The organism is Bradyrhizobium sp. CCBAU 53421, assembly GCF_015291625.1.
Taxonomy (GTDB): domain Bacteria; phylum Pseudomonadota; class Alphaproteobacteria; order Rhizobiales; family Xanthobacteraceae; genus Bradyrhizobium.
The window spans coordinates 5,392,270-5,413,492 of sequence record NZ_CP030047.1 but is presented as its reverse complement, the minus strand read 5'-3'; the positions used below and the strand labels follow the sequence as shown (position 1 = coordinate 5,413,492).

Below are 21,223 nucleotides of genomic sequence, written 5' to 3'. Positions count from 1 at the left end.
TGGCGATCGCGTGGCTTAAGACATTGGTCATCTCTTTGCTTTCATTTTCACGACCTCATTCAGCAAAGAGGCACCATGTCTGACATCACCATTCCCGGCGGAAAAATTCGTTCCTTCGTCGAGCGGATCGAGAACCTTGACACCGAAATGGCGGAACTGAGCGAGCAGAAGAAGGAAGTCTTCTCGGAGGCGAAGGGCGAGGGTTTCGACGTGAAGATCCTCAAGGAGATCATCAAGCTGCGCAAGCAGGACCAGGACGAGCGCGACGAGCGTGAATCCCTGCTCGATCTCTACATGCGCGCCATGGAAACCGCGCCGGCAGACAAGGAAGCGAAGGCGGCGTGAGCGGAGGCGCGCGCGTGCGCTTCCATAAATAAGCAGTAGCGAGTAGGGCGGGTTAGCGAAGCGTAACCCGCCGCGATGCCGGTGAGTTGATTTGGACGTGGTCATGCTGTCGCGAAGGCTTGTCATTGCTGCAGCTACGCTCGTGCTCGGGACTTTGTCGGTGCGCGCGCAGCAAAACACTGAGTATGATGCGTGCATGGACAAGGCCGAAGGGGTGTCAACGAAGATGCTCGCGTGCGGCAAGGCCGCAATCGAGCAGTGGGACATCAGGCTCAACACCGCCTATCAAGCGCTTCTCGCAAAGTCGAAGGGCGAGGCGCACGCGCAATTGCAGACCGAGCAGCGGGCCTGGCTGAAGCATCATCTGGGTGAAACCCATCGCCTCGCCGCGGACCCCGACAACGGGTCCGTCGCGTTCCTCGACTCCCAGGCGTTCGAATTGAAGGACATCGCCGACCGCACGCTGCTTCTTGAAAAGCGCGCCAGCCAGTAGGCGGCATAAACAGCCAATCGGGCAGCGCGACAGACAAACAACGCAATTGGTGTCGAGCCCTATGAAAACCACCGCAGTGCTGATCGCCCTTGCTGCTTCGCTCGCAGTGGCGATGTTGAACGAACGGTGGGCGACACCTTGGGCGGATGCACGCAGGGAAAAGGGCGACCTCAGGTCCAGCCAACTGAGCAGGCTCTGGGCGATAGCGGTCGTTGGCTCCGGAATACTTACTTTCGTCCTCATAGAGCCTGTCTTGCTGGATTGGCTGAAGTGAGAAGCGCCCGCTGCCGGCCAATCGATGGCAAGATAATGCCATGCTCCCTGAGGGACAAATTGCAGCGCGATTATTTCAGCGGTGCCGCGACAGGCAGCCTAATCCAACCAACGCAATCGGCGATCCCAGAATAAACCTGTCGACGCACGGAGGCGCCGCGACGTGCCGGTCGCGCAACACGTATTGACCGCGAGCCGCGCGGTCCGTATTGGCGGCCTCGGAAAATTCCGACGCAACGATACGGGATGGCCTCGATGCAAGTGACTTTGATGAAGGGCAAGATTCATCGCGCGCGCGTCACCGAAGCGGACTTGCACTACGAGGGCTCGATCTCGATCGACCGTAATTTGATCGAGGCCGCCGGGTTCCTGATCAACGAACGCGTCGACATCTACAATATCGACACCGGCACGCGTTTCTCGACCTATGTGATCGAGGCGCCCGCAGGCTCCGGCACGATCGGCCTCAACGGCGCCGCCGCGCGCCTCGCCATGGCCGGCGACAAGGTGATCATCGTCGCCTATGCCGGCTTCGACGCAGAGGAGGCGCGCAGGTTCCGGCCGCGCGTGGTGATGGTGGATGAGGGGAACCGGCGGGTGGAAGCGGGTGAAGTCTCGTCCGGTGGTGTGTTGGTGGAGGTGTAGGCCGAGCTACGCCGCGTCGTCAGTTGTGTAGCGCGGCTTAGCGATGCGTAACCACCGCGAGCATTGCTAGCGATGTGGCGGATTACGCCGGAGCCCGTCATCGGGCCGCGCTTCGCGCAGACCCGGTGGGCTACTCCGACCGACGCTTGCTAACGGCTCTCCCTTCGCATGGCGGCGCGCACGTCGGATGGCGTTGCACCGTAGAGCCTGCGGAATGTCCGGTTGAAGTAAGACAGGTCGCCGAATCCGACCTCATACGCGACCGTGCTGATGCTGCGGTCGAGGAAGCGCGGATCGGCGAGCAACCGATAGGCCCGGATCAGGCGTTGACGCAGCACGAACTCGGAGAAGGTGATGCCTTCGGTTTCGAGTAACCGCTGCGCGTGGCGTGGCGTGAGGCCCTGGCGCGCGGCGATGATGCCAATCGTCAGATCGTGGCGATCGAGATTTTGGATGATGTCGGCCTTGACCGCCGTGAGCCGCGCTGCGCGGACCCCACGGCCACTAGCCTGCGCTGCCGCTTCGCCGTTCGTGCCGATGACAAGCGCCACCAGGTCGTACACATGATTGATGACGACGTGCCGCAGCTCCGGTGTGGCGAGTTCAAAGCCGCCGTTCAGTCCCATGTAGCGAGTGAGCAGCCGCAGCGCGTCGGTGTCGTGCGGTAGGGGACGCATCACCGCGTTATCAAGGTTGGAGACCAGTGGTGCCAGCATCCGCCGCGGTAGCCGGAGGCTGGTCAGCTGCGATGGCGAAGGATAGCTCATCGTGGCGGTCTCGGCCATCGACATCAGGCAAGCATCACCGGCGCGCAGCGTCCGTTCCCGGCCACGCTGCGACACGATCTGAACGCCACCGCTGACGAGCAACATCAGGAGATCGTCGGAGCCTCCGTCAACAAGGCGTTGGCGCGTTCTGGTCACCTGCAAGTTGGTAACCGTCCAGGATCCGGTTCCAAGTCCTGGAAACGCACGCATCGTCGTTGCGAGATGAAATGGACCGTCGGTCAGCGGAAATGGGTCGAGTTTCATGATCTCGCGTCCGCATAGCTCCCGTAACATCGCAAAGCGGTCCCGCTCGGCCCAATCGGAGGTGGAGAATCGAATGGGATCGCACTCCGCTCGCGTCGAGGTCATCCATCAATCTCCAATTGCGGCAGGTCATCCTGATATGTGCACGCAATCCGCAATCGGTTCGAAGCATCAGGCGATGTCGCCGTAGTCCGACGTGATGGTCGCGTCTGTCCAAGTCTTGCTCATCAGACATCGCTATGACCCATGGCTGACCGGAACCCGAGGGAACCGGGCGACTGCCGTGACAGGATCGCAAACCGATGATGCTGCCTGGTTTCGAATTGGCAGGGCACTGATGCAGAAGATGCTCACGTCCCTGTCCGCTCTCGTTCATTTGATAGCCGGCGTCGGCTTTGCGATTGCGGGCCTCGCTGCGGTGATTGCGGCAACAGTTGTCGTGTTCGGCTTCGCCGGCGAGCCCGAGCTCGTTGCGTCGGTTCTCATTCTCGGCTTCGTGACGGCTCTGGCCGAGGCCAAGCTTTGAGCAAGATGGTGGAAAGCGGGATCGACGCTGCGCAGCCATCGACCGGGTGATTGCGAGTTTCCAGCCGACGGCCGCAAACGTGGCGTTGGCAATACTCTGCCGAAAATCCAAAAGAAAAAGGCGGCCGTTTCGGCCGCCCCTCTCAAGACCCAGTGAAGGTCCGCTTTCAGCGGAGTTTGTGAGCCCTCACGAACACCCCGTCGTGCTGCCGCAAGTATCGCACTTCATGCACGTGCCATTCCGCACCAGCGTGAAGTTGCCGCACTCGGAGCACATCTCGCCTTCGTAGCCCTTGGCCTTGGCTTCGGCGCGGCGCTCCGCTTTCGACGGGGCGGCGGCTGCGGCGGTGCCGGGCTTGCTCCAGTTCAGGGCCTCGAGCTTCTCGGTCGGCGAGAGGTCGTGGCTGACTTCCTGCTTCAGGGCGACTGCGCCTTCGACGGTGTCGGAGGCGCCGCGGGCGGTTGCGCCGTGGGAGGCGAGCGCGGTGACGCGGTTGCCGCCGGCGGGCGCGTTGTCGGCGTTGCCGCTGACCGCCGCCGAGCCGCCGCGCATGACGACGAGGTTGTCGGTGCGCGAACGGGTCAGGCCCTTCGACACGTACTTCGTCGCCTGCTGGGCGGGGCCGTCATCCGGCTCCTTGCCTTCCTCGACGCCCTTGCCGAGCGCGTCGAAGCCACTTTCGTTCGGATCGACATGGGCGAGGTCGAAGCGCGACATGTAGCTCACCGCGAGCTCGCGGAAGACGTAGTCGAGGATCGAGGTCGCGTACTTGATCGAGTCGTTGCCCTGGACGGGACCAGCGGGCTCGAAGCGGGTGAAGGTGAAGGCGTCGACGTACTCTTCCAGCGGCACGCCGTATTGCAGGCCGAGCGACACCGCGATCGCAAAATTGTTGATGAAGGAGCGCAGCGCCGCGCCTTCCTTGTGCATGTCGATGAAGATCTCGCCGAGCCGGCCGTCGTCATATTCGCCGGTGCGCAGATAGACCTTGTGGCCGCCGACGACCGCCTTCTGGGTGTAACCCTTGCGGCGATCGGGCATCTTCTCGCGCTCGCGCATCACGACGATGCGCTCGACCAGCTTCTCGACGATCTTCTCCGAGACCTGGGTGGCACGCGCGGCCATCGGCTTCTCGTAGAGCGCCTCCACCGCGTCGTCCTCGTCCTCGTCGTCGGCGATGAGCTGCGAGTTCAGCGGCTGCGACAGCTTCGAGCCGTCGCGGTAGAGGGCGTTGGCCTTCAGCGCCAGCTTCCACGACAACAGGTAGGCGGACTTGCAGTCCTCCACCGTGGCGTCGTTCGGCATGTTGATGGTCTTGGAGATCGCGCCCGAGATGAACGGCTGCGAGGCCGCCATCATCCGGATGTGGCTCTCGACCGAGAGGTAACGCTTGCCGATCTTGCCGCAGGGGTTGGCGCAGTCGAACACCGGGTAGTGTTCCGCCTTCAGGTGTGGGGCGCCTTCCACCGTCATCGCGCCGCAGATGTGCACGTTGGCGGCTTCGATCTCGCGCTTGGTGAAGCCGACGGCCTGGAGCAGGTCGAAGCCGGGGGCAGCGATCGCTTCCGCGCCGATGCCGAGCTGGTCGCGGATGAAGTCCTCGCCAAAAGTCCACTTGTTGAAGGCGAACTTGACGTCGAACGCGGTCGGCAGCGCCTTTTCCACCTTGGCGATGGCTTCATCGGTGAAGCCCTTTGCCTTCAGGGTCGAGGCGTTGATACCAGGCGCGTTGGACAGCGAGCCGTGGCCGACAGCGTAGGCCTCGATCTCGGCGATCTCGCTTTCGCGATAGCCGAGCGCGCGCAGCGCGGACGGCACCGCCTGGTTGATGATCTTGAAGTAGCCGCCGCCGGCGAGCTTCTTGAACTTCACCAGCGCAAAATCAGGCTCGATGCCGGTGGTGTCGCAATCCATCACCAGGCCGATGGTGCCGGTCGGCGCCACGACAGTGGTCTGGGCATTGCGATAGCCGTTGACCTCGCCGAGCGCCAGCGCGTCGTCCCAGGCCAGCTTGGCATGCGCGACGATGTCGGCTTGTGGGCAGGAGGCGTGATCGAGCGGCACCGGGTTGACCGAGAGCGCTTCGTAACCGGTGGCGTTGCCGTGGGCGGCGCGGCGGTGGTTGCGGATCACGCGCAGCATGTGCGCGGCGTTCTTCTTGTAGCCGGGGAAGGTGCCGAGCTCGGCCGCCATTTCGGCCGAGGTCTTGTAGGAGATGCCGGTCATCACGGCGGTCAGCGCGCCGCACAGCGCGCGGCCTTCCTTCGAGTCATACGGCAGGCCCATGGTCATCAGCAGGCCGCCGATATTGGCGAAGCCGAGGCCGAGGGTACGGAATTCGTAGGACAGCTCGGCGATCGCCTTGGACGGGAATTGGGCCATCATGACGGAGATTTCGAGCACGATGGTCCAGAGCCGGCAGAGATGCTCGTAGGACTCGATGTCGAACCGCTTGGTTGACGTGCTGTAGAACGTGAGCAGGTTGGCGGAGGCGAGATTGCACGCCGTGTCGTCCAGGAACATGTATTCCGAGCACGGATTGGAGGCGCGGATGTCGCCGGACGACTTGCAGGTGTGCCAGTCGTTCATCGTGGTGTTGAAGTGCAGGCCGGGATCGGCCGACGCCCAGGCGGCGTAACCGATCTTCTCCCAGAGGTCGCGCGCCTTCAGCGTCTTCGTCACCTTCTTCGTGGTGCGGCCGACCAGATTCCAGTCGCCGTCGGTCTCGACAGCACGGAGGAAGTCATCCTTCAGCGACACCGAGTTGTTGGAGTTCTGGCCGGAGACGGTGAGGTACGCCTCGGAATCCCAGTCGGTGTCGTAGATGTCGAACTGGATGTCCTTGTAGCCCTGCTTGGCGAACTGGATGACGCGCTTGATGTAGTTGTCGGGCACGAGGTTGCGGCGCGCCAGCTTGATCTCGCGGCGGAGCGCCGGGTTCTTCTCGGGATCGAAGCAGTCGTCGCCAGAGCCTTCGCAGTTCACGCAGGCCTTCATCACGGCCTTGAGGTGCTTCTGGTTGATCTTGGAGCCGGTGACAAGAGCGGCGACCTTCTGCTCCTCCTTCACCTTCCAGTCGATATAGGTCTCGATATCGGGGTGATCGGCATCGACCACGACCATCTTGGCGGCGCGGCGGGTGGTGCCGCCCGACTTGATCGCGCCCGCGGCACGGTCGCCGATCTTGAGGAAGCTCATCAGGCCCGAGGAGCGGCCGCCGCCGGACAGCTTTTCGCCTTCGCCGCGCAGGCTCGAGAAGTTGGAGCCGGTGCCGGAGCCATACTTGAACAGGCGCGCCTCGCGCACCCAGAGGTCCATGATGCCGCCCTCGTTGACGAGGTCGTCGCCGACGCCCTGGATGAAGCAGGCATGCGGCTGCGGATGCTCATAGGCCGACTTCGATTTTGTCAGTTTGCCGGTCTTCCAATCCACATAGTAGTGGCCTTGGCCCGGTCCATCGACGCCGTAGGCCCAGTGCAGGCCAGTGTTGAACCACTGCGGCGAGTTCGGCGCGACCATCTGTTTTGCCAGTTGGAAACGCAGCTCGTCGAAGAAGGCGAGGGCATCTTCCTCTGACGAGAAGTAGCCGCCCTTCCAGCCCCAATAGGTCCAGCAGCCGGCGAGGCGATCGAACACCTGCTTGGCCGAGGTCTCGCCGACGATGCGCTCGTTCTCGGGCAGCGCGCTAAGGGCCTCGGTGTCCGGCACCGAACGCCACAGCCACGACGGCACGGTCTCTTCCTCGACCTTCTTCAGGCGCGCGGCAACGCCGGCCTTGCGGAAATACTTCTGCGCCAGCACGTCGGAGGCGACCTGCGACCAGAACTCCGGAACCTCGACGTTCTCGGCACGGAACACGACCGAGCCGTCCGGGTTGCGGATCTCTGATGTGGTCAGGCGGAAATTGATCCCGGCGTAGGGAGATTGTCCGCTGGTGGTGTTGCGTCGTTCGATTCGCATGGTCGAGCCCCGTCTCTTCTTCTGCCCGGTCCCACGTTTCCCCGCAGGTTACCGGAATGTTGTCTGTTCGCGGACTCTGGGAAAACGTGTCGGCACGCCTCCCGTCATCCGCAGCTCAGCCGGTGGATCCGGCCTGTTTTCTCCTCAACCGCCAAGCGCCGGTTTGACCCGGCTCAGCGGCGGCACAATCCCTAGGGGGCCCGACTGGTCGGGTCCTCCGGGTCATGCATTCAACGCCCCAAAACGCTTCACGCGACACGTCACGCCAACGCTTCTCGCGGGCCGGTTACGGCCTCTGTTTCCGGGTCCTTCTCGGCCCGTTTGTCGTCCCTGACGGCGGCCCAAAATCAGGGCAGAAAAGCCCTTCACCCGCGGCCCGAAGGCCTGGCGGAGTGGTCATTTTGGAACCCTTGTGGGAGCGACCGGCGGGGACCCAAACACACTCGCGCCGAACAGGTTGAAAGCTAGGCCATGTCCGTCACGCCCGTCAAGGACTAGTACGAGTTTCTGAATCAAACACTAAATATGGTGGAAGGAGGGGGATAACAGGGGTCGATGCCGCGCCTGTGATCGAGCCAACTATCGGTGAGTCCTCAGGGATTCCCAAGCCAAAAATATTCCTATCGCCTGTGGATTGGAGTTTCGCCCCGCTGTTCACAGGCGAAGTTTTTATTCGCCGTCCCGGATTGAATTTTGGGGACTCACGTAGGCCTACGGGCAAACTACGGATCAGGCATGTCAGAGGCGTGATGGTCGGGCGACAAAATCGCGGGCAAGCTGCGGCCGACTCACATCCTCACCACACCCTTGCCGGGTTCCATGACAGACCAGAAGCCATCCGCGCGGCCGCGCCTTGCGCCCGCCGGCCTGATGTTCCTCGCCATCACCTCGGTGGGCTGGGGGTTCAACTGGCCGTCCACCAAGTTCCTGCTCAGCGAGCTGCCGCCGCTGACCTTGCGCGGCATCACCGGGGTGATCGGCGCGGTGCTGCTCGCCGTGCTGGCGCTGCTCCGCGCCCAGAGCCTGCAGGTCGAGGCGAGGCTGTGGCCGCGCCTCGTGCTGTATGCGGGGCTCAACGTCTCCGGCTGGATGGTGCTGATGGGGCTGGCGCTGCTGTGGCTGCCGGCGAGCGAGACCGCGCTGATCGCCTACACCATGCCGGTATGGGCCTCGCTCTTGGCCTGGCCGGTGCTCGGCGAGCGGCCGACGCTGCTGCGGACCATCGCGCTGGTGATGGCGTTCGCGGGCCTTGCCGCGATCATGGGCGGCAACGGCATTTCCGCGAGCAGGGAGAAGCTGCCGGGCATCATCATGGCGCTCGGCGGCGCGTTCGGCTTCGCGCTCGGCACGGTGCTGGCGAAGAAATACCCGCTGGTGATGCCGCCGATCCCGGCCGCGGCCTGGCAGATCGGGCTCGGCTGCGTGCCAATCGCGATCGTCGGCCTCTTGATCGAGACCACGCATCTCGATCGCATCACGACGGTCGGCTGGTGGCTGCTGGTCTATTCGACGCTGATCCAGTTCTGCGTCGCCTATGTCGCCTGGTTCGCCGCGCTCGCCCGCCTGCCGGCCTCGGTGGCGGCGATCGGCACCATGGCGGTGCCAGTCATCGGCGTGGTCGCCTCCGCGGTCGCGCTGCACGAGCCGCTCGGGCCGACCCAGATCACGGCGCTCTTGTTCACGCTCGCCGGCGTCGCGCTGGCGACAAGGTAGCTCTATCCCGCTCCGCGTAGAATCGCACTGGAATGCGTTCCGTCATCCTGAGGCGCGAGCGGAGCGAGCCTCGAAGGATGAATCGGCCCGACTGATGGCCGTCGACCCTTCGAGACGCGCGCGATGCGCGCTCCTCAGGGTGACGGGGCTGATGGATCATCCAGGCACGCGTCACATCACTCGCCGAGCGCCTGCTGCAGCATGCTGGCGAGCTGAGCCTTGCGATAGGGCTTGGCCAGCAGCAGCACGCCTTCGTCGAGGCGACCGTGATGCACGATCGCGTTCTCGGTATAGCCTGAGGTGTAGAGCACCTTGAGACCGGGCCGCCGCTTGATGACTTCATCGGCGAGCTGCCGGCCGTTCATGCCGCCGGGCATGATGACGTCGGTGAACAGGAGGTCGAACTTCTCGCCCTTGTCGACCAGCGCCAGCGCCGCGCGGGCGTCGGGCACGGCAATGGTCTTGTAGCCGAGGGCGCCGAGCTGGGTAACCACGTAGTTGCGCACCAGCTGGTCGTCCTCCACCACCAGGATGACCTCGCTGCCGCGCCGCACCGGCTCCGGCGCAGGCGCCTCGACCTCGACCTGGCCGCGGGCAGGGGGCAGATAGAGCTTGATCGTGGTGCCGTGGCCTTCCTCGCTGTAGATCTTGATGTGGCCGCCGGACTGCTTGACGAAGCCGTAGACCATGCTCATGCCGAGGCCGGAGCCCTTGCCGACCTCCTTGGTGGTGAAGAACGGCTCGAACACCTTGTCCTGCACTGCGTGCGACATGCCGGTGCCGGTATCGCTGACCGCGAGCAGCACGTAGCGGCCCGGCGTGATGTCGGGATTGACAGCCGCATAGGCATCGTCGAGCACGATGTTGCTGGTCTCGAACAGCAGCTTGCCGCCGTTCGGCATCGCGTCGCGCGCATTGATCGCCATGTTGAGCAGCGAATTGGCAAGTTGCGACGGATCGATATGGACGCTGGCGACGTCGGACGCCAGCACCGAGCTGATCTCGATCTGCTCGCCGAGCGTCGGCCGCAGCAGCTTGGCGATGTCGACCACGGTGCCGTTGATGTCGACGGTGCGCGGCTCCAGCGGCTGGCGCCGCGCGAACGCGAGCAGATGCTGGATCAGCTCGCGGCAGCGCTCGGCGGCGCGGTCGATCAGCTCGGCGGTTTGCGCCAGCTTCGGCTGGCCGCGCAGGCTGTCGACCAGCGTCTCGGTGGTGCCGGTGATGACCGTCAGCATGTTGTTGAAGTCGTGCGCGACGCCGCCGGTCAGCTTGCCGATGGCGTCGAGCTTCTGCGCCTGCTGCAGCTTGTGCTCGGTTTCGCGCGAGGCGGTGATGTCGTGATAGATCAGCGCCGCGCCGGTGATGGTGCTGTCGCCGTCGCGCAGCGGCCGGCCCGACACCACGAGGTGAATCTCCGGCGCGCCGCGCACCGGCCGGGCGACGAATTCAAGCCCGTCGAACTCCTCGCCGCGCAGCGCCTTGGCCGAGGGCATGTCGTCGGCCTGCATCGGCGTGACGCCGTCGGCCTGGAACACGTTGCTCATGGCGCGCAGCTGCCGGACCGTCATGCCCGGCTTGTAGCGCAGCATCTTCTCGGCGGCCGGATTCGACAGCAGCACGGTGCCGCTGCCGTCGATCACCAGGACCGCCTCCGCCATGCTGCGGAAGGTGGTCTCCATGACAGAGGTGGAACGGCGCAGCTCTTCGAGCGCGGCGCCGAGATCCTTGGTGCGTTCGGCCACCTTGCCCTCGAGCGACAGATTGGTCGCCTTGGTCGCGCTGAGCGCGCCTTGCAGTTCGCGGCTGGCGCGCCGCGCCGTCAGCGTCAGCGCGACCGCGAGCAGCAGGATCATGGCGACGCCGGCGAGGTCGATGGCCAGCAGCAGCCGGCCATTGGTCTTCGATTGTTCGGTGCGAATCCCGAGCAGGCGGCGCTCTTCGGCAACCAGGCGGTCGAGCGCCCCACCGACATTGTCCATCAGCGCGCGGCTCTCACCCGCGGAGATCAGCGCCGCGGCGCCGGCGGTGTCGCCCGCCGTGCGCAACCTGATCAGTTCGTCACCGAGCGCAATGGCGCGCGCGACCTGTCCTCGGGTGCCCGCGATCAGCTGCGCTTCGTCGGGGGCCGACTTCACCGCGGCCATCAAGTCGTCGAAGGCGGCGGTGAGGACTTTGCTCTGCTCGCGGAACTCGTCGGCAAAGGACGCTTCGCCGGTCAGCGCGAAGCCGCGCGCCGCGCTCTCGACGCCGCGCGGCAGCGAACGCGCGTCCGAAATGCGCTTGAGGACGGCGAGTGCGTGATCGACCGAATCAATCTCGCTGCGCGACTTGACGTCCAGCCCGATCGACGCCGCGCTGATGACGAGGAGGATCGCAAGGCCGCTGCCGAGAATGAGACGCTGGGAAGCCATCGACGATTAGTACGAGCAATTATTTGGAAAGACGAGCAGAAGGAGCGGACTTCGCAAGACATTCGTTAACGGCCGCAATCAGCGCCTGCGGGGTAAACGGCTTGCGCAGGCAGGCCGACGCGCCGAGCTCGATCGTCATCCGCAGGAAGTCCGGGGCGCGGTCGGCATTGGCGAAGGCATAGCCGGACATCGCGATGACGGGAATATCGGGGGCGCGCTCGTGGAAGACGCGGATCGCCTCGAAACCACGCATATGCGGCATGAAGACGTCGACCAGCATGACGTCGAACGTCGCCTGTTCCAGCGCACGCATGCCCGCTTCACCGCCGTCGGCGACGGTGACGTCGAAGCCCTGGCGCTGCAAACACACCTCGATGGCAACACACACCATCGGGTCGTCATCGACCACGAGAACGCTCGGCACGATGCATCCTCTTGCTGCGGCCTCGCGTGCCGGCGACTCGCTTGGCCCGTCTGCCGATTAAGGCGGAACCTGGACGGAAAGTCTGTATCATAGAATGCATATGCTGTTTGCTGACAAGCAGATTTCCAGCTAGCCCTGACGCCATCACTTGTATTTGTCCGCTCACATTACGACGGGTCCATGACCGCAGTTCCAGTCGCCGGCCGCGCCCCGCTGTCACCGCTCGGCCTCGCACTCCTGGTGGTCGCATCGACCGGCTGGGGCCTCAATTTCCCGATCATGAAGTTCCTGCTCACGGAATGGCCGCCGCTGTCGTCGCGCGGGCTCTGCGGCGTGGTCGGAGCGATCGCGCTCGGTCTCGTGGCGCTTGCGCGCGGCCAGAAGCTGCGCGTCCCTGACGGCATGTGGTTGCGGCTTGCGCTGGTGTCGACGCTCTCTATCGGCGGCTGGGTCGCGTCGATGGGCCTGGCGCTGATCTGGCTTCGCGCCAGCGAGGCGGCCGTGCTCGGGATATCGATCCCGGTGTGGGTCGCGCTGGTGGCCTGGCCGGTGCTCGGCGAGCGTGTCTCGCTACCGCGTGCGCTCGCGCTCGGCGTGGCGCTCGCCGGGATCGCCGCGCTGATCGGCGGTGGCGGCATCGACGCGAGCCTCGGCAAATTGCCGGGCATCCTGTTCGCGCTCGCCGGCGCGCTCTGCGTCGGGCTCGGCACGGTGCTGACCAAGTTCTTCAAGCTAGCGATGCCGCCGCTGTCGCTCGCAGCCTGGCAGCTTGCAATCGGCTGCGTGCCGATCGCAATCGCCGGTGTTCTGATCGAGCAGCCGCAGCTCGCTGCGCTGTCGCAGCTCGGCTGGGCGTCGATGCTCTACATGACGCTGATCCAGTTCTGCCTTTGCTACGTCTGCTGGTTCGCGGCGCTGGAGCTATTGCCGGCGGCGACGGCGTCGATCGGTACGCTGCTGGTGCCCGTCGTCGGTGTGCTGGCGGCAGCGGCCATGCTGCGCGAGCCGCTCAGCGGAAGCGACATCGTGGCGCTCGTGGTGACGTTCGCAGCCGTCGCGGTGGCATTGCGGACATGAAAAAGGGCGGCGTTGCCGCCGCCCTTCGGGACTCAGATATTCACGCCTTCACTACGGGCAGGGGTGCCGCAGGCCGTCGAAGCCGAGATAGGTGCCCGAGGCCGGATCGTAGGACCTGTAGCGCTGCGCGCAGTAGCTCGCATCGCCGCCCGGCGCGGCCTCCACGGCGACAGGTGCGCTGTCGTCGTAATAACCGTAGCTGTCATCGTAGTAGCCGTATCCGGGGCCGTAGCCGCCGTAATACGCGCCCGAGGCGAGGGCGCCGCCGACGACTGCACCGGCAACTGCGCCCGGCCAGAAGCCGCCGCCACGATGATAGCCGCCGTGCCAGCCGCCACCGCCGCCGCGCCAACCACCGCCGCCGCCACCGGCCCACTGGCCGCCGCCACCACCGCCGTGCCAGCCGCCGCCACCGCCCATGGCAGCACCACGGCCGCCGCCGAAGCCACCACCGCCGCCGCCGCCGATATGGCCACCGCCACCACCGCCGCCGCCGCCGCGCGCACCACCGCCACCGCCCATCGCGCCCATCTGCGCGGCGGACTGGGCGAACGAAACGGTCGGCGCCACAGCCAACGGCAGCGCAAGCGCCAGCGCCGCGGCGGTGCTCAGAACCTTCATATTGATCATCTTGGACTCCATCAAAACGGACAATGTCTAACCATCTCTGCGGTCGGACGTTCCCGCGCGTGACATTGATTGTCCGTCATCTTTGCGTAGCCAGCGGCGCATGTATGGCAGGTGAACAAAACTCCTTGTGACCGCGTCATTTGGTCGCCAAACGGGCCGGTCACCCGGGGCGCTCCCGGGAGTGCCGGGCTACCTTGGCGGCGGCTGGACATTTGGAGATTCAGGTGGCATCAGAGCCTGACTGCCTCGAACCGACGACCGGCCACGCATGAAACAATTCCTGCTGAAATTCTTCACCTGGTGGAACGGCCAGACCTTTGGCACGCAATTGTGGACCTCGCGCTATGGCGAGCTGGTCGGCGAGGACGAGCAGGGCAATCGCTACTACCGGACCAAGGGCGGCGAGATCGACCCGACACTGCATTTCGAGCGCCGCTGGGTGGTCTATAACGGCTATGCCGAGGCGTCCCGGATCCCGGCCGGCTGGCACGGCTGGCTGCATCACACGGTTGATGTGCCCCCGACCGAGGACAAGTACGCGCCGCGGGAATGGGAAAAGCCGCATCTGCCGAACCTGACCGGCACCGCGCAGGCTTACCGTCCGTCCGGCTCGACCCTGGCGAGCGGCCGCCGCCCCAAGGCGACCGGCGACTACCACGCCTGGACGCCGGGAAGCTGACCTTAACGAACTGCTGATTTTGACGTGCACGTGCGCGACAGCGCGCGTGCAGCGCACATGTGCCTGAGGCAACGCGAGTGCGTGCCTGTGGACAACGGTAACAGCGGGGACAGATGGGCTGCGGCCGGCGCTGCCCGCTTGCGCTGAGGGCTCCTTCGCGGCTCAATGTAGTCATCTTACGGAGATGGGAGACCATCGCGTCGGATCGGGCTCCAGATCGCGACTGTCCCGATAAGCAGCGGCCTCCGAGTTGGATGCGGCCGGGAGATAGGCCCCCGGCACAGACGTCCTGAAATCGCCCGCAAATGTGAGGCTACCGTGAGACAGGAAGGGCCGCTCGGGAAACCGGGCGGCCTTTTTCTGTTGCAGGCCGGACGGCATGCCCGCATCTTTCCTGCAATCAATGCGGCGCACCGCAGAGCATTCCATGAAGCGGTTGTGGACGATCATCGGCGTCGCTGACGTACCCCGGAGCTTCAGGTGGTACCAGTCGCTGCTCGGCCTGCCGGGCGCGGTGCCCGCCCACGACTATTTCGGGCAGATCGTCGATGTCGATGGAACCGTCTTGCTCTGTCTGCACGCCTGGGGTGCCCACGAGCACCCCTCATTGACAAGTCCCCACGACGCCAAGCCCGGCAACGGCCTCCTCTTGTTCTTCCGGGTCGACGATCTTGACGTCGCGCTGCCAAGGGCGCGCGCACTCGTCAGCCGGCTGGAGGAAGAGCCGCATCGAAATCCCAACACCGGAACGATGGAATTTTCACTCCGGGATCCCGACGGATACTACGTCACCATCAGCGCGCTTAATCCGGCCTGATAGCTCCGTCCAGCCGACAAGTGTCAGGGCGCCTCCTTGTTTTGGGCAAGCGGCATGGCCACCTCGCGCACGCAATCGGCAAACAGTTGCGCAACAGGGCTCAGCATTCTGCCCTTCAGGGTGAAAATCCGCGTCGGCAGGTGCCATCGCGGCAATGCGACGGGCAACGCCTTGAGCAGACCGGCTCCGGGGCCGAATCGCAGCGCCGAGCCCGGCACGAGCGTGAGATAACGTCCGGTGGCGAGCAGGCTGATGCGCAGGTGTAGCGAGTTGCTGAAGATCGTTGCGGTCGGGATCGGCAGCTTCGCGGCACGGAATGCTTCGACGAAGGGTGAGCCGGGTTCCGCTTCAAGCGTTGACAGGATCCACGGTGCGTCGACGAGCTCTGACAGCGTCAGCTTGCGGCGGCGCGACCAGGAGCTTTGCGGGCCGGCGACGACCGCCAGCGGCTCGTAGAACAGCGGCTGCATGTCGATGTCGGAGTCCGGCGTCTCCGTCAGCAGCCGCGAGATCACGATCTCGCATTGCCGCTCCCGGAGCAGGTTGAACTGATGGAGTGCAGTGCCTTGCTCCAGCCTGACGCGCAGACGCGGCAGTCGCTTTGACAGCCGCTCGATGGCTTTCGGCACGAGGCCGGCGGCCCACACCTCGGTGCAGGCGATGCGCAGCTCGCCCGCCTTGGGATCGGCAAGATACGCGATCTCCTCGACGCTCTGCCGAAGTTCGTCGAACACCGCGGTACCGCGCCTGAGCAGCGCCTTGCCGAACAGCGTCGGCGCGATGCCGCGAGCCGTGCGGTCGAGCAGGGTCACGCCGAGCATGTGTTCGAGATTGGCGATCGTGCGCGAGATCACCGGCCGCGAGATCGCCAGGCGCTCGGCGGCCTTCGCCATGCTGCGCTCCTCGACCACCGTCATGAAGACGTGGAGGTCGCGAGGCTTGAGAGAACGCCCAATCCTGTCGGCCCAGCGCACGTGACGTACCTAAATGGCTACCGGCCTGTCGAATAATCGACCTTGTGGATACTCCTGTTTTGACGCTGACTCCAGCTCCGGGCCTGAGCTTCGGTAAGGGTGCGCTTGAGACGCAGGAGAGGCGGTGATGAGGAGCATTCGCGTCATGGGCGCCGCGCTTGTCTTGGCGATGAGCGCCACGACCGGCGGTGCGGCCGAGGTCGCGGTTCTCAGTACGCCGACCATGAAGGGGGTCTTCAATGACCTTGCGCCAGCATTCGCACGGGCGACCGGCCATACGCTGATCCTCACCTTTGAGGGCGTGCCGGTGCTCAAGCGGCAGATCGAGGCGGGCGAGAGGTTCGATGCCGCCGTCTTGCTGCCTGCGGCGGTCGATGATCTTGCGCGGCTCGGCAAGATCGCTGCGGGCTCGCGGTCCGACATCGCCCGCACGGCCGCGGGCGTCGCGATCCGCGCGGGTGCACTGAAGCCCCAGCTCGCCTCCAGCGACGACCTGAAGCGAGCGCTGCTGGCGGCGAGATCAATCTCCTATTCAAGCGAGAGCGTGAGCGGAAGCTATTTCCTTCATCTGCTCGATCGCCTCGGAATCGCGGGCGACGTGAAGCCGAAGCTCCTGGCTGTGGCAGCGCGGAGCCCGGTCGATGCCGTCGCACGCGGCGAAGCCGAGCTGACGGTGATTACCGTGCCGAACATCATCGGGGTCGAGGGCGTTGCTCTCGCAGGGGTGCTACCGGACGAGCTGCAGAACTACACCACGTTCAGCGTCGGCATCAGCGCCAATGCCGGCGAGCCGAAGGCCGCCGAGCAACTGATCGCATTCCTGCATTCGCCGGCTGCCGCCGCTGCGATACGGGGCAAGGTGTTGGAGCCCATTGCTCCCTGAAGCTCCGTGCGAGGGGCTGACGGCGATTGCCGCCAGGCTCCGTCAGGACGCACCCGATCCGAGCCGTCCGGCCGCCTGGCGCATCAATTCGCCCCGGCGCGCGTGGGCCGGTCCCATCCGCTCCTTCATGAAGGTGAGGATCTCGGCGGGCGCGGTGTCGGGCGAGCCGGCATTGAATGGCGGCGCCGGATTGTATTCGAGTCTGAGCTGGATCGCTTCCGCGGTCTTGCGGTCGACGAGCTCGGACACCAGCGTCAGCGCGAAATCGATGCCGGCCGTGACGCCGCCGCCGGTGAAGCGGTTGCGGTCGACGCAGACACGCGTCTTGGTCGGGATGGCTCCGAACCCCGACAGGAAATCGATCGCGCTCCAATGCGTGGTGGCGCGATAGCCCTTCAAGAGACCGGCGGCGCCGAGCACCAGCGAGCCCGTGCAGACCGACGTGACGTATTTCGCTCCCTCGGCCTGCTTGCGCAGGAAGGCGAGGATCTCCGTGTCGCCGACCATGTCGTCGGTGCCGGATCCGCCGGGCACGCAGATCACGTCCAGCTGCGGGCAGTCGGCGAAGGTCGTGGTCGGCGTCAGGACCATGACGGAGTCGGACGGAACGGGTTCGATCCGTTTCCAGATCAGATGCACCTTGGCGCCGGGCACCGAGGAGAACACCTGCAGCGGGCCGGTCAGGTCGAGCTGGGTCACCTTCGGGAAGACGAGCAATCCAATCTGCAGGGGTTCGGACATCGGAGACCTCCAAATAGCGCTTGACGGAACCACGATGCCATGGTGGCCTCCTGTCCAAAATGGCGTAATTCCCTCATTTTCGGACGGACGTCGCTTCCTAAGGATTTGGCATTGCAAGGATCTGGCAGATGATCGGCATCCTGATCTTTCCCGACTTCCAGCTGCTCGATGCCGCCGGCCCGATCGCGGCGTTCGAGATCGCGGCGCGCTTCGCCAACAATCCGCCTGATATCAAGACGATCGCGGTGAAGGCCGGGCCGGTACGCTCTTCGTCCGGCGTCGAGATGCTTGCGCGCGGCCTCAAGCCGTCGGCGGCGATCACGACGCTGATCATCGCGGGCGGCAACGGCGTGCGCACGCCGGCGAGCTGTCCGACCACGCTGTCATTCGTGCGGCGGATGGCGAACCGCGGCATCCGCGTCGCCAGCGTCTGCTCCGGCGCCTATGTACTGGCCGAGGCCGGCCTGCTCGATGGCCGCCGTGCCACCACGCATTGGCAGCGCACGCCGCATTTCGTGAAGACCTATCCGAAGATCCGGCTCGAGCCGGACCAGATATTCGTCCGTGACGGCAATATCTGGAGTTCGGCCGGCATCACCGCCGGCATCGACCTCGCGCTCGCGATGATCACCGAGGACTATGGCGACGAGGTCGCGCAGAACACCGCGCGGCAGCTCGTGCTGTACCATCGGCGCAGCGGCGGGCAGTCGCAGTTCTCCTCGCTCTTGGAATTGAAGGCGCCGAACGGACGGTTCGGGCCGCTGCTCGCCTGGGCGCGCGAGCATCTCGACGCGCCGCTGACGGTCGAGGATCTCGCCGACAAGGCCGGGATGAGCTCGCGGCATTTCACCCGCGCCTTCATCGCGGAGACCGGCATCACGCCGTCGAAAGCGGTGGAGCGGCTACGGATCGAGGTCGCGCGCCAGCGCGTGCAGTCGTCTGGCGAGGCGATCGAGCGCGTCGCCGAGATCACCGGCTTCCGCGATCCCGAGCGGATGCGCCGCGCCTTCATCCGCGCCTTCGGCCAGCCGCCGCAATCGCTGCGCCGGGCATCGCGCGCGGGGTAGGTCGTGCATTCCAACGGCGAAGCGAACATTGCCGCCGTCGAGGGACCGTCGCCACACTCATCGGCATTGCCGGCAGAGGCGGTTTGAGTTTGGGACAAGTTCGTTGTCCGATCTTGCGCGATCGATGCTGTCTTTGTGCTGAACCAGCGCGAAGGTTCCTGTGACCCACGTTAAGTGGGCGTTGGGGACCCGAGGAGGTTCTAATGACAAAGCATCGAACGATTACCGGGTTCGTGGCCGTCGCCCTGCTGGCTGTCACCGCAACCGCCGCGACGATCAGGTCGCACATGCCCCGGACCGAGGGCGCTGTCGTCTCCGACGCGGACGCGCTTCCGGCCAAGGATTTCAGCGACCGCTGGTCCGCGATATCCGCTTTGCCTCCGGCAACGGACACGGCTGAGCGCGCACCTAACGCGCGTTAAATCGGTCAGCCCCGGCCATTCGAGGCGCGCAGGGTTTGCTGCAGCACAAAAGTCCCCGCCGAAGCGGGGCAGGATCTTGAACGACTTGACGTTGAACGACTTGACGCTGAACTATCTGGTCTCGAATAGAACTAACGGTTCCGCCGCGCCGGAGTAGCGCAGCCGTTCACCTATGCACGCTGAAAATCCACGGATGCGCTGAGCACGAAACGTGCCGGCCGACTATCACCGGGTCAATGTGTCGGTCGCGATCTTCTTCTTGAGTGCTTCGCAGGTATCCCTGACCTCCGTGGTCATCAACGAGACCGCCTCGATCTGCAGGAAGAAACGCTTGCCCTGATCGCGGTAACCCGCAGCGAACTCCTTGATTTCCGCGATCATCTCATGGACGCCTGCCACCATGACCTCGCAGTTCTTGGCGGCCAGTTGCAGTTCCGATCCAAGCGCCTCGATCTCCTTCACCGCTGCTTCGTACTCGCGCACGACCGCCTCGGCCGACAGCTTGCCGACCTCGTTGACGCCGTTGCGATGCTCGACGTAGTCCGGCATCGGTGAGAGAGGCCGAATATTGCTGCGTGGCCGATGCGAGCTCACCGTGTCGATGTCGCCCTCCGTCGTTTCCAACGGGGCGCGGGCGAGGACTTCTGCACTAACACTCATGCGAACGCTCCATAAGTTGTTACGGCGAATGGAGTTTAGCAATGTCAACGGATTTGTCTCGCTTTTCCACAAGTTTGAAACAGTAAAATTGTGCGGTGCAGCAGGACAAGTTCCGCCTTTGCGTCAGTGTGGCGCGTCAGGATGCCAGCCGAGCAGGGCCAACATCGCGAAGAAGCCGACGACATAGGCCACCATGATCGGCCAGCCCTGGGTGATCCAGCGGACCACCGACTTGGCCTCCGGATACATGTTGGACACCGCAACGCCCGCGGACGAACCGAACCAGACCATCGACCCGCCGAATCCGACCGCATAGGCGAGAAAGCCCCAGTCGTAGCCGCCTTGCTTCAGCGCCAGCGCGGTCAGGGGAATGTTGTCGAACACCGACGAGACGAAGCCGAGCCCGAGCGCGGTCTGCCATGACGCGGCCGGCAGCTTCTCAACCGGCATCAGCGAGGCCGCCGTCACCAGCGCCAGCAGGAACACGGTGCCCTTGAGCGTCTCTGGCATCACCGACCAGTCCGGCCGCCGCAGCAGCGAGGTGACGAGGATCGCGGCCCAGACGGCGAGGCCGAGCACCGGCAGCGCGTCGAGCAGCGCCGGGAATTTCAGATTGGCCGTCACGTTGGCTGAGAGCGCCGCCAGCAGGATCACCGCGACGATTGCGACCCGCGTCCAGTCGATGGCGAGGCCGGACGGCGCGTTCTTCACGATCGGGGAAAAGCGGTGCTGCTGCAGCGAGGCCGGCACCGCAAACACCAGCATGGCGACGATCGCCGCGACATAGGCGTCGACGACGGTGAGCGGGCTGACGCCGTCGATCCACATCATCGTCGTCGTGGTGTCGCCGACGACGCTGCCGGAGCCGCCGGCATTCGAGGCGGCAACGATGGCCGCGAGATAGCCGATATGGACGCGGCCGCGGAACACGTAGCGCGCGACGGTGCCGCCGATCAGCGCGGCCGCGATATTGTCGAGGAACGCCGACAGCACGAACACGACCACCAGCAGGATCAGTCCGCCCTTCCAGTCGTCGGGCAGCAGCGCCGGCATCTTGTCCGGGATGCGGCTCTCCTCGAAATGCCGCGACAGCAGCGCAAATCCCATCAGCAGCAGGAACACGTTCGCGAGCGTGACCCACTCATGCTCCATGTGGTGCACGAGGCCGGGCAGGCCGGCGCCGAATTTGGCAAAGCCCGCGAACATCAGCTTGTAGGCGACGATCGCGGCAAGGCCCGTCAATGCCACCGCAAGCGTATGGTGATGGAAGATCGCGACGCCGAGCAGCGTCAGCGCGAACAGGATGAAATCGAGCGGGATACCGTAGACGAGGAGTGGCGTGAACAAGACGATCTCGCTGGCTGGAGCGCCCGGCGGCATGAAGGGTGTCCGGCCGCACTATCGCGCGGTACGGGGAACTTCAAGGCGCGCTAACGCCGCAAGCTGCGC

At 64.9% G+C, this 21,223-nt stretch carries 19 protein-coding genes; 10 read left to right on the top strand and 9 right to left on the bottom strand.

Annotated features, from left to right (window positions below):
* Window positions 1-75 precede the first annotated feature (75 nt).
* The 3 genes from XH92_RS25855 (at window position 76) to panD (ending at window position 1,756) form a co-directional block, all read left to right on the top strand.
* Window positions 76-345: a DUF2312 domain-containing protein gene (locus tag XH92_RS25855; protein ID WP_194461420.1), complete on the top strand. Its 270-nt coding sequence runs from the start codon at window positions 76-78 to the stop codon at window positions 343-345.
* Between the two features lie 97 nt (window positions 346-442).
* A complete protein-coding gene (locus tag XH92_RS25850) occupies window positions 443-838 on the top strand; it encodes a lysozyme inhibitor LprI family protein (protein WP_246788585.1) in 396 nt (131 codons plus the stop codon).
* Window positions 839-1,366: 528 nt separating this feature from the next.
* A complete protein-coding gene (panD, locus tag XH92_RS25845) occupies window positions 1,367-1,756 on the top strand; it encodes an aspartate 1-decarboxylase (protein WP_194454629.1) in 390 nt (129 codons plus the stop codon).
* 149 nt (window positions 1,757-1,905) lie between these two features.
* Here panD and XH92_RS25840 read toward each other — a convergent pair whose 3' ends face one another.
* Window positions 1,906-2,892, bottom strand: a complete 987-nt coding sequence (locus XH92_RS25840) for an AraC family transcriptional regulator (protein ID WP_194454628.1) — start codon at window positions 2,890-2,892, stop codon at window positions 1,906-1,908.
* 232 nt (window positions 2,893-3,124) lie between these two features.
* On the opposite strand from XH92_RS25840, the gene XH92_RS25835 reads away from it, so the two are divergent.
* Window positions 3,125-3,313, top strand: a complete 189-nt coding sequence (locus tag XH92_RS25835; RefSeq protein ID WP_194454627.1) for a hypothetical protein — start codon at window positions 3,125-3,127, stop codon at window positions 3,311-3,313.
* Window positions 3,314-3,499: 186 nt separating this feature from the next.
* Here XH92_RS25835 and XH92_RS25830 read toward each other — a convergent pair whose 3' ends face one another.
* On the bottom strand, window positions 3,500-7,273 hold the full coding sequence (locus XH92_RS25830; RefSeq protein ID WP_194454626.1) for a vitamin B12-dependent ribonucleotide reductase: 3,774 nt from the start codon (window positions 7,271-7,273) through the stop codon (window positions 3,500-3,502).
* 819 nt (window positions 7,274-8,092) lie between these two features.
* Here XH92_RS25830 and XH92_RS25825 point away from each other — a divergent pair.
* The gene (locus XH92_RS25825) at window positions 8,093-8,986 is read left to right on the top strand and encodes a DMT family transporter (RefSeq protein WP_194454625.1); all 894 of its coding nucleotides are present in this window, start codon (window positions 8,093-8,095) and stop codon (window positions 8,984-8,986) included.
* A gap of 176 nt (window positions 8,987-9,162) precedes the next feature.
* Here the strand turns inward: XH92_RS25825 and XH92_RS25820 are convergent, their stop codons facing one another.
* Window positions 9,163-11,400 carry a CHASE3 domain-containing protein gene (locus XH92_RS25820; protein WP_194454624.1) on the bottom strand — a complete coding sequence of 746 codons (2,238 nt, stop codon included), beginning with the start codon at window positions 11,398-11,400 and terminating at the stop codon, window positions 9,163-9,165.
* 19 nt (window positions 11,401-11,419) lie between these two features.
* Window positions 11,420-11,824, bottom strand: coding sequence for a response regulator (locus XH92_RS25815; RefSeq protein WP_194454623.1), 405 nt, complete (start codon window positions 11,822-11,824; stop codon window positions 11,420-11,422).
* A 180-nt stretch (window positions 11,825-12,004) separates the two neighbouring features.
* On the opposite strand from XH92_RS25815, the gene XH92_RS25810 reads away from it, so the two are divergent.
* Window positions 12,005-12,901, top strand: a complete 897-nt coding sequence (locus XH92_RS25810; protein ID WP_194454622.1) for a DMT family transporter — start codon at window positions 12,005-12,007, stop codon at window positions 12,899-12,901.
* A 51-nt stretch (window positions 12,902-12,952) separates the two neighbouring features.
* Here the strand turns inward: XH92_RS25810 and XH92_RS25805 are convergent, their stop codons facing one another.
* Window positions 12,953-13,531: a BA14K family protein gene (locus XH92_RS25805; protein ID WP_194454621.1), complete on the bottom strand. Its 579-nt coding sequence runs from the start codon at window positions 13,529-13,531 to the stop codon at window positions 12,953-12,955.
* Between the two features lie 268 nt (window positions 13,532-13,799).
* On the opposite strand from XH92_RS25805, the gene XH92_RS25800 reads away from it, so the two are divergent.
* Window positions 13,800-14,210, top strand: coding sequence for an NADH:ubiquinone oxidoreductase subunit NDUFA12 (locus XH92_RS25800; RefSeq protein ID WP_194454620.1), 411 nt, complete (start codon window positions 13,800-13,802; stop codon window positions 14,208-14,210).
* Window positions 14,211-14,637: 427 nt separating this feature from the next.
* The gene (locus XH92_RS25795) at window positions 14,638-15,027 is read left to right on the top strand and encodes a VOC family protein (protein WP_194454619.1); all 390 of its coding nucleotides are present in this window, start codon (window positions 14,638-14,640) and stop codon (window positions 15,025-15,027) included.
* 23 nt (window positions 15,028-15,050) lie between these two features.
* Here XH92_RS25795 and XH92_RS25790 read toward each other — a convergent pair whose 3' ends face one another.
* The gene (locus XH92_RS25790; RefSeq protein ID WP_246787622.1) at window positions 15,051-15,920 is read right to left on the bottom strand and encodes a LysR family transcriptional regulator; all 870 of its coding nucleotides are present in this window, start codon (window positions 15,918-15,920) and stop codon (window positions 15,051-15,053) included.
* Between the two features lie 208 nt (window positions 15,921-16,128).
* Between XH92_RS25790 and XH92_RS25785 the strand changes: the two genes are divergently transcribed.
* Window positions 16,129-16,884, top strand: a complete 756-nt coding sequence (locus tag XH92_RS25785) for a substrate-binding domain-containing protein (protein ID WP_194454617.1) — start codon at window positions 16,129-16,131, stop codon at window positions 16,882-16,884.
* 42 nt (window positions 16,885-16,926) lie between these two features.
* Here XH92_RS25785 and XH92_RS25780 read toward each other — a convergent pair whose 3' ends face one another.
* A complete protein-coding gene (locus XH92_RS25780) occupies window positions 16,927-17,625 on the bottom strand; it encodes a DJ-1/PfpI family protein (protein ID WP_194454616.1) in 699 nt (232 codons plus the stop codon).
* Between the two features lie 128 nt (window positions 17,626-17,753).
* Between XH92_RS25780 and XH92_RS25775 the strand changes: the two genes are divergently transcribed.
* Complete coding sequence (locus XH92_RS25775; protein WP_194454615.1) at window positions 17,754-18,692, top strand: GlxA family transcriptional regulator; 939 nt, start codon at window positions 17,754-17,756, stop codon at window positions 18,690-18,692.
* Between the two features lie 647 nt (window positions 18,693-19,339).
* Here XH92_RS25775 and XH92_RS25770 read toward each other — a convergent pair.
* On the bottom strand, window positions 19,340-19,774 hold the full coding sequence (locus tag XH92_RS25770; RefSeq protein WP_194454614.1) for a hypothetical protein: 435 nt from the start codon (window positions 19,772-19,774) through the stop codon (window positions 19,340-19,342).
* A gap of 123 nt (window positions 19,775-19,897) precedes the next feature.
* Window positions 19,898-21,121, bottom strand: coding sequence for a citrate transporter (locus tag XH92_RS25765; RefSeq protein ID WP_194454613.1), 1,224 nt, complete (start codon window positions 21,119-21,121; stop codon window positions 19,898-19,900).
* Between the last annotated feature and the right edge of the window lie 102 nt (window positions 21,122-21,223).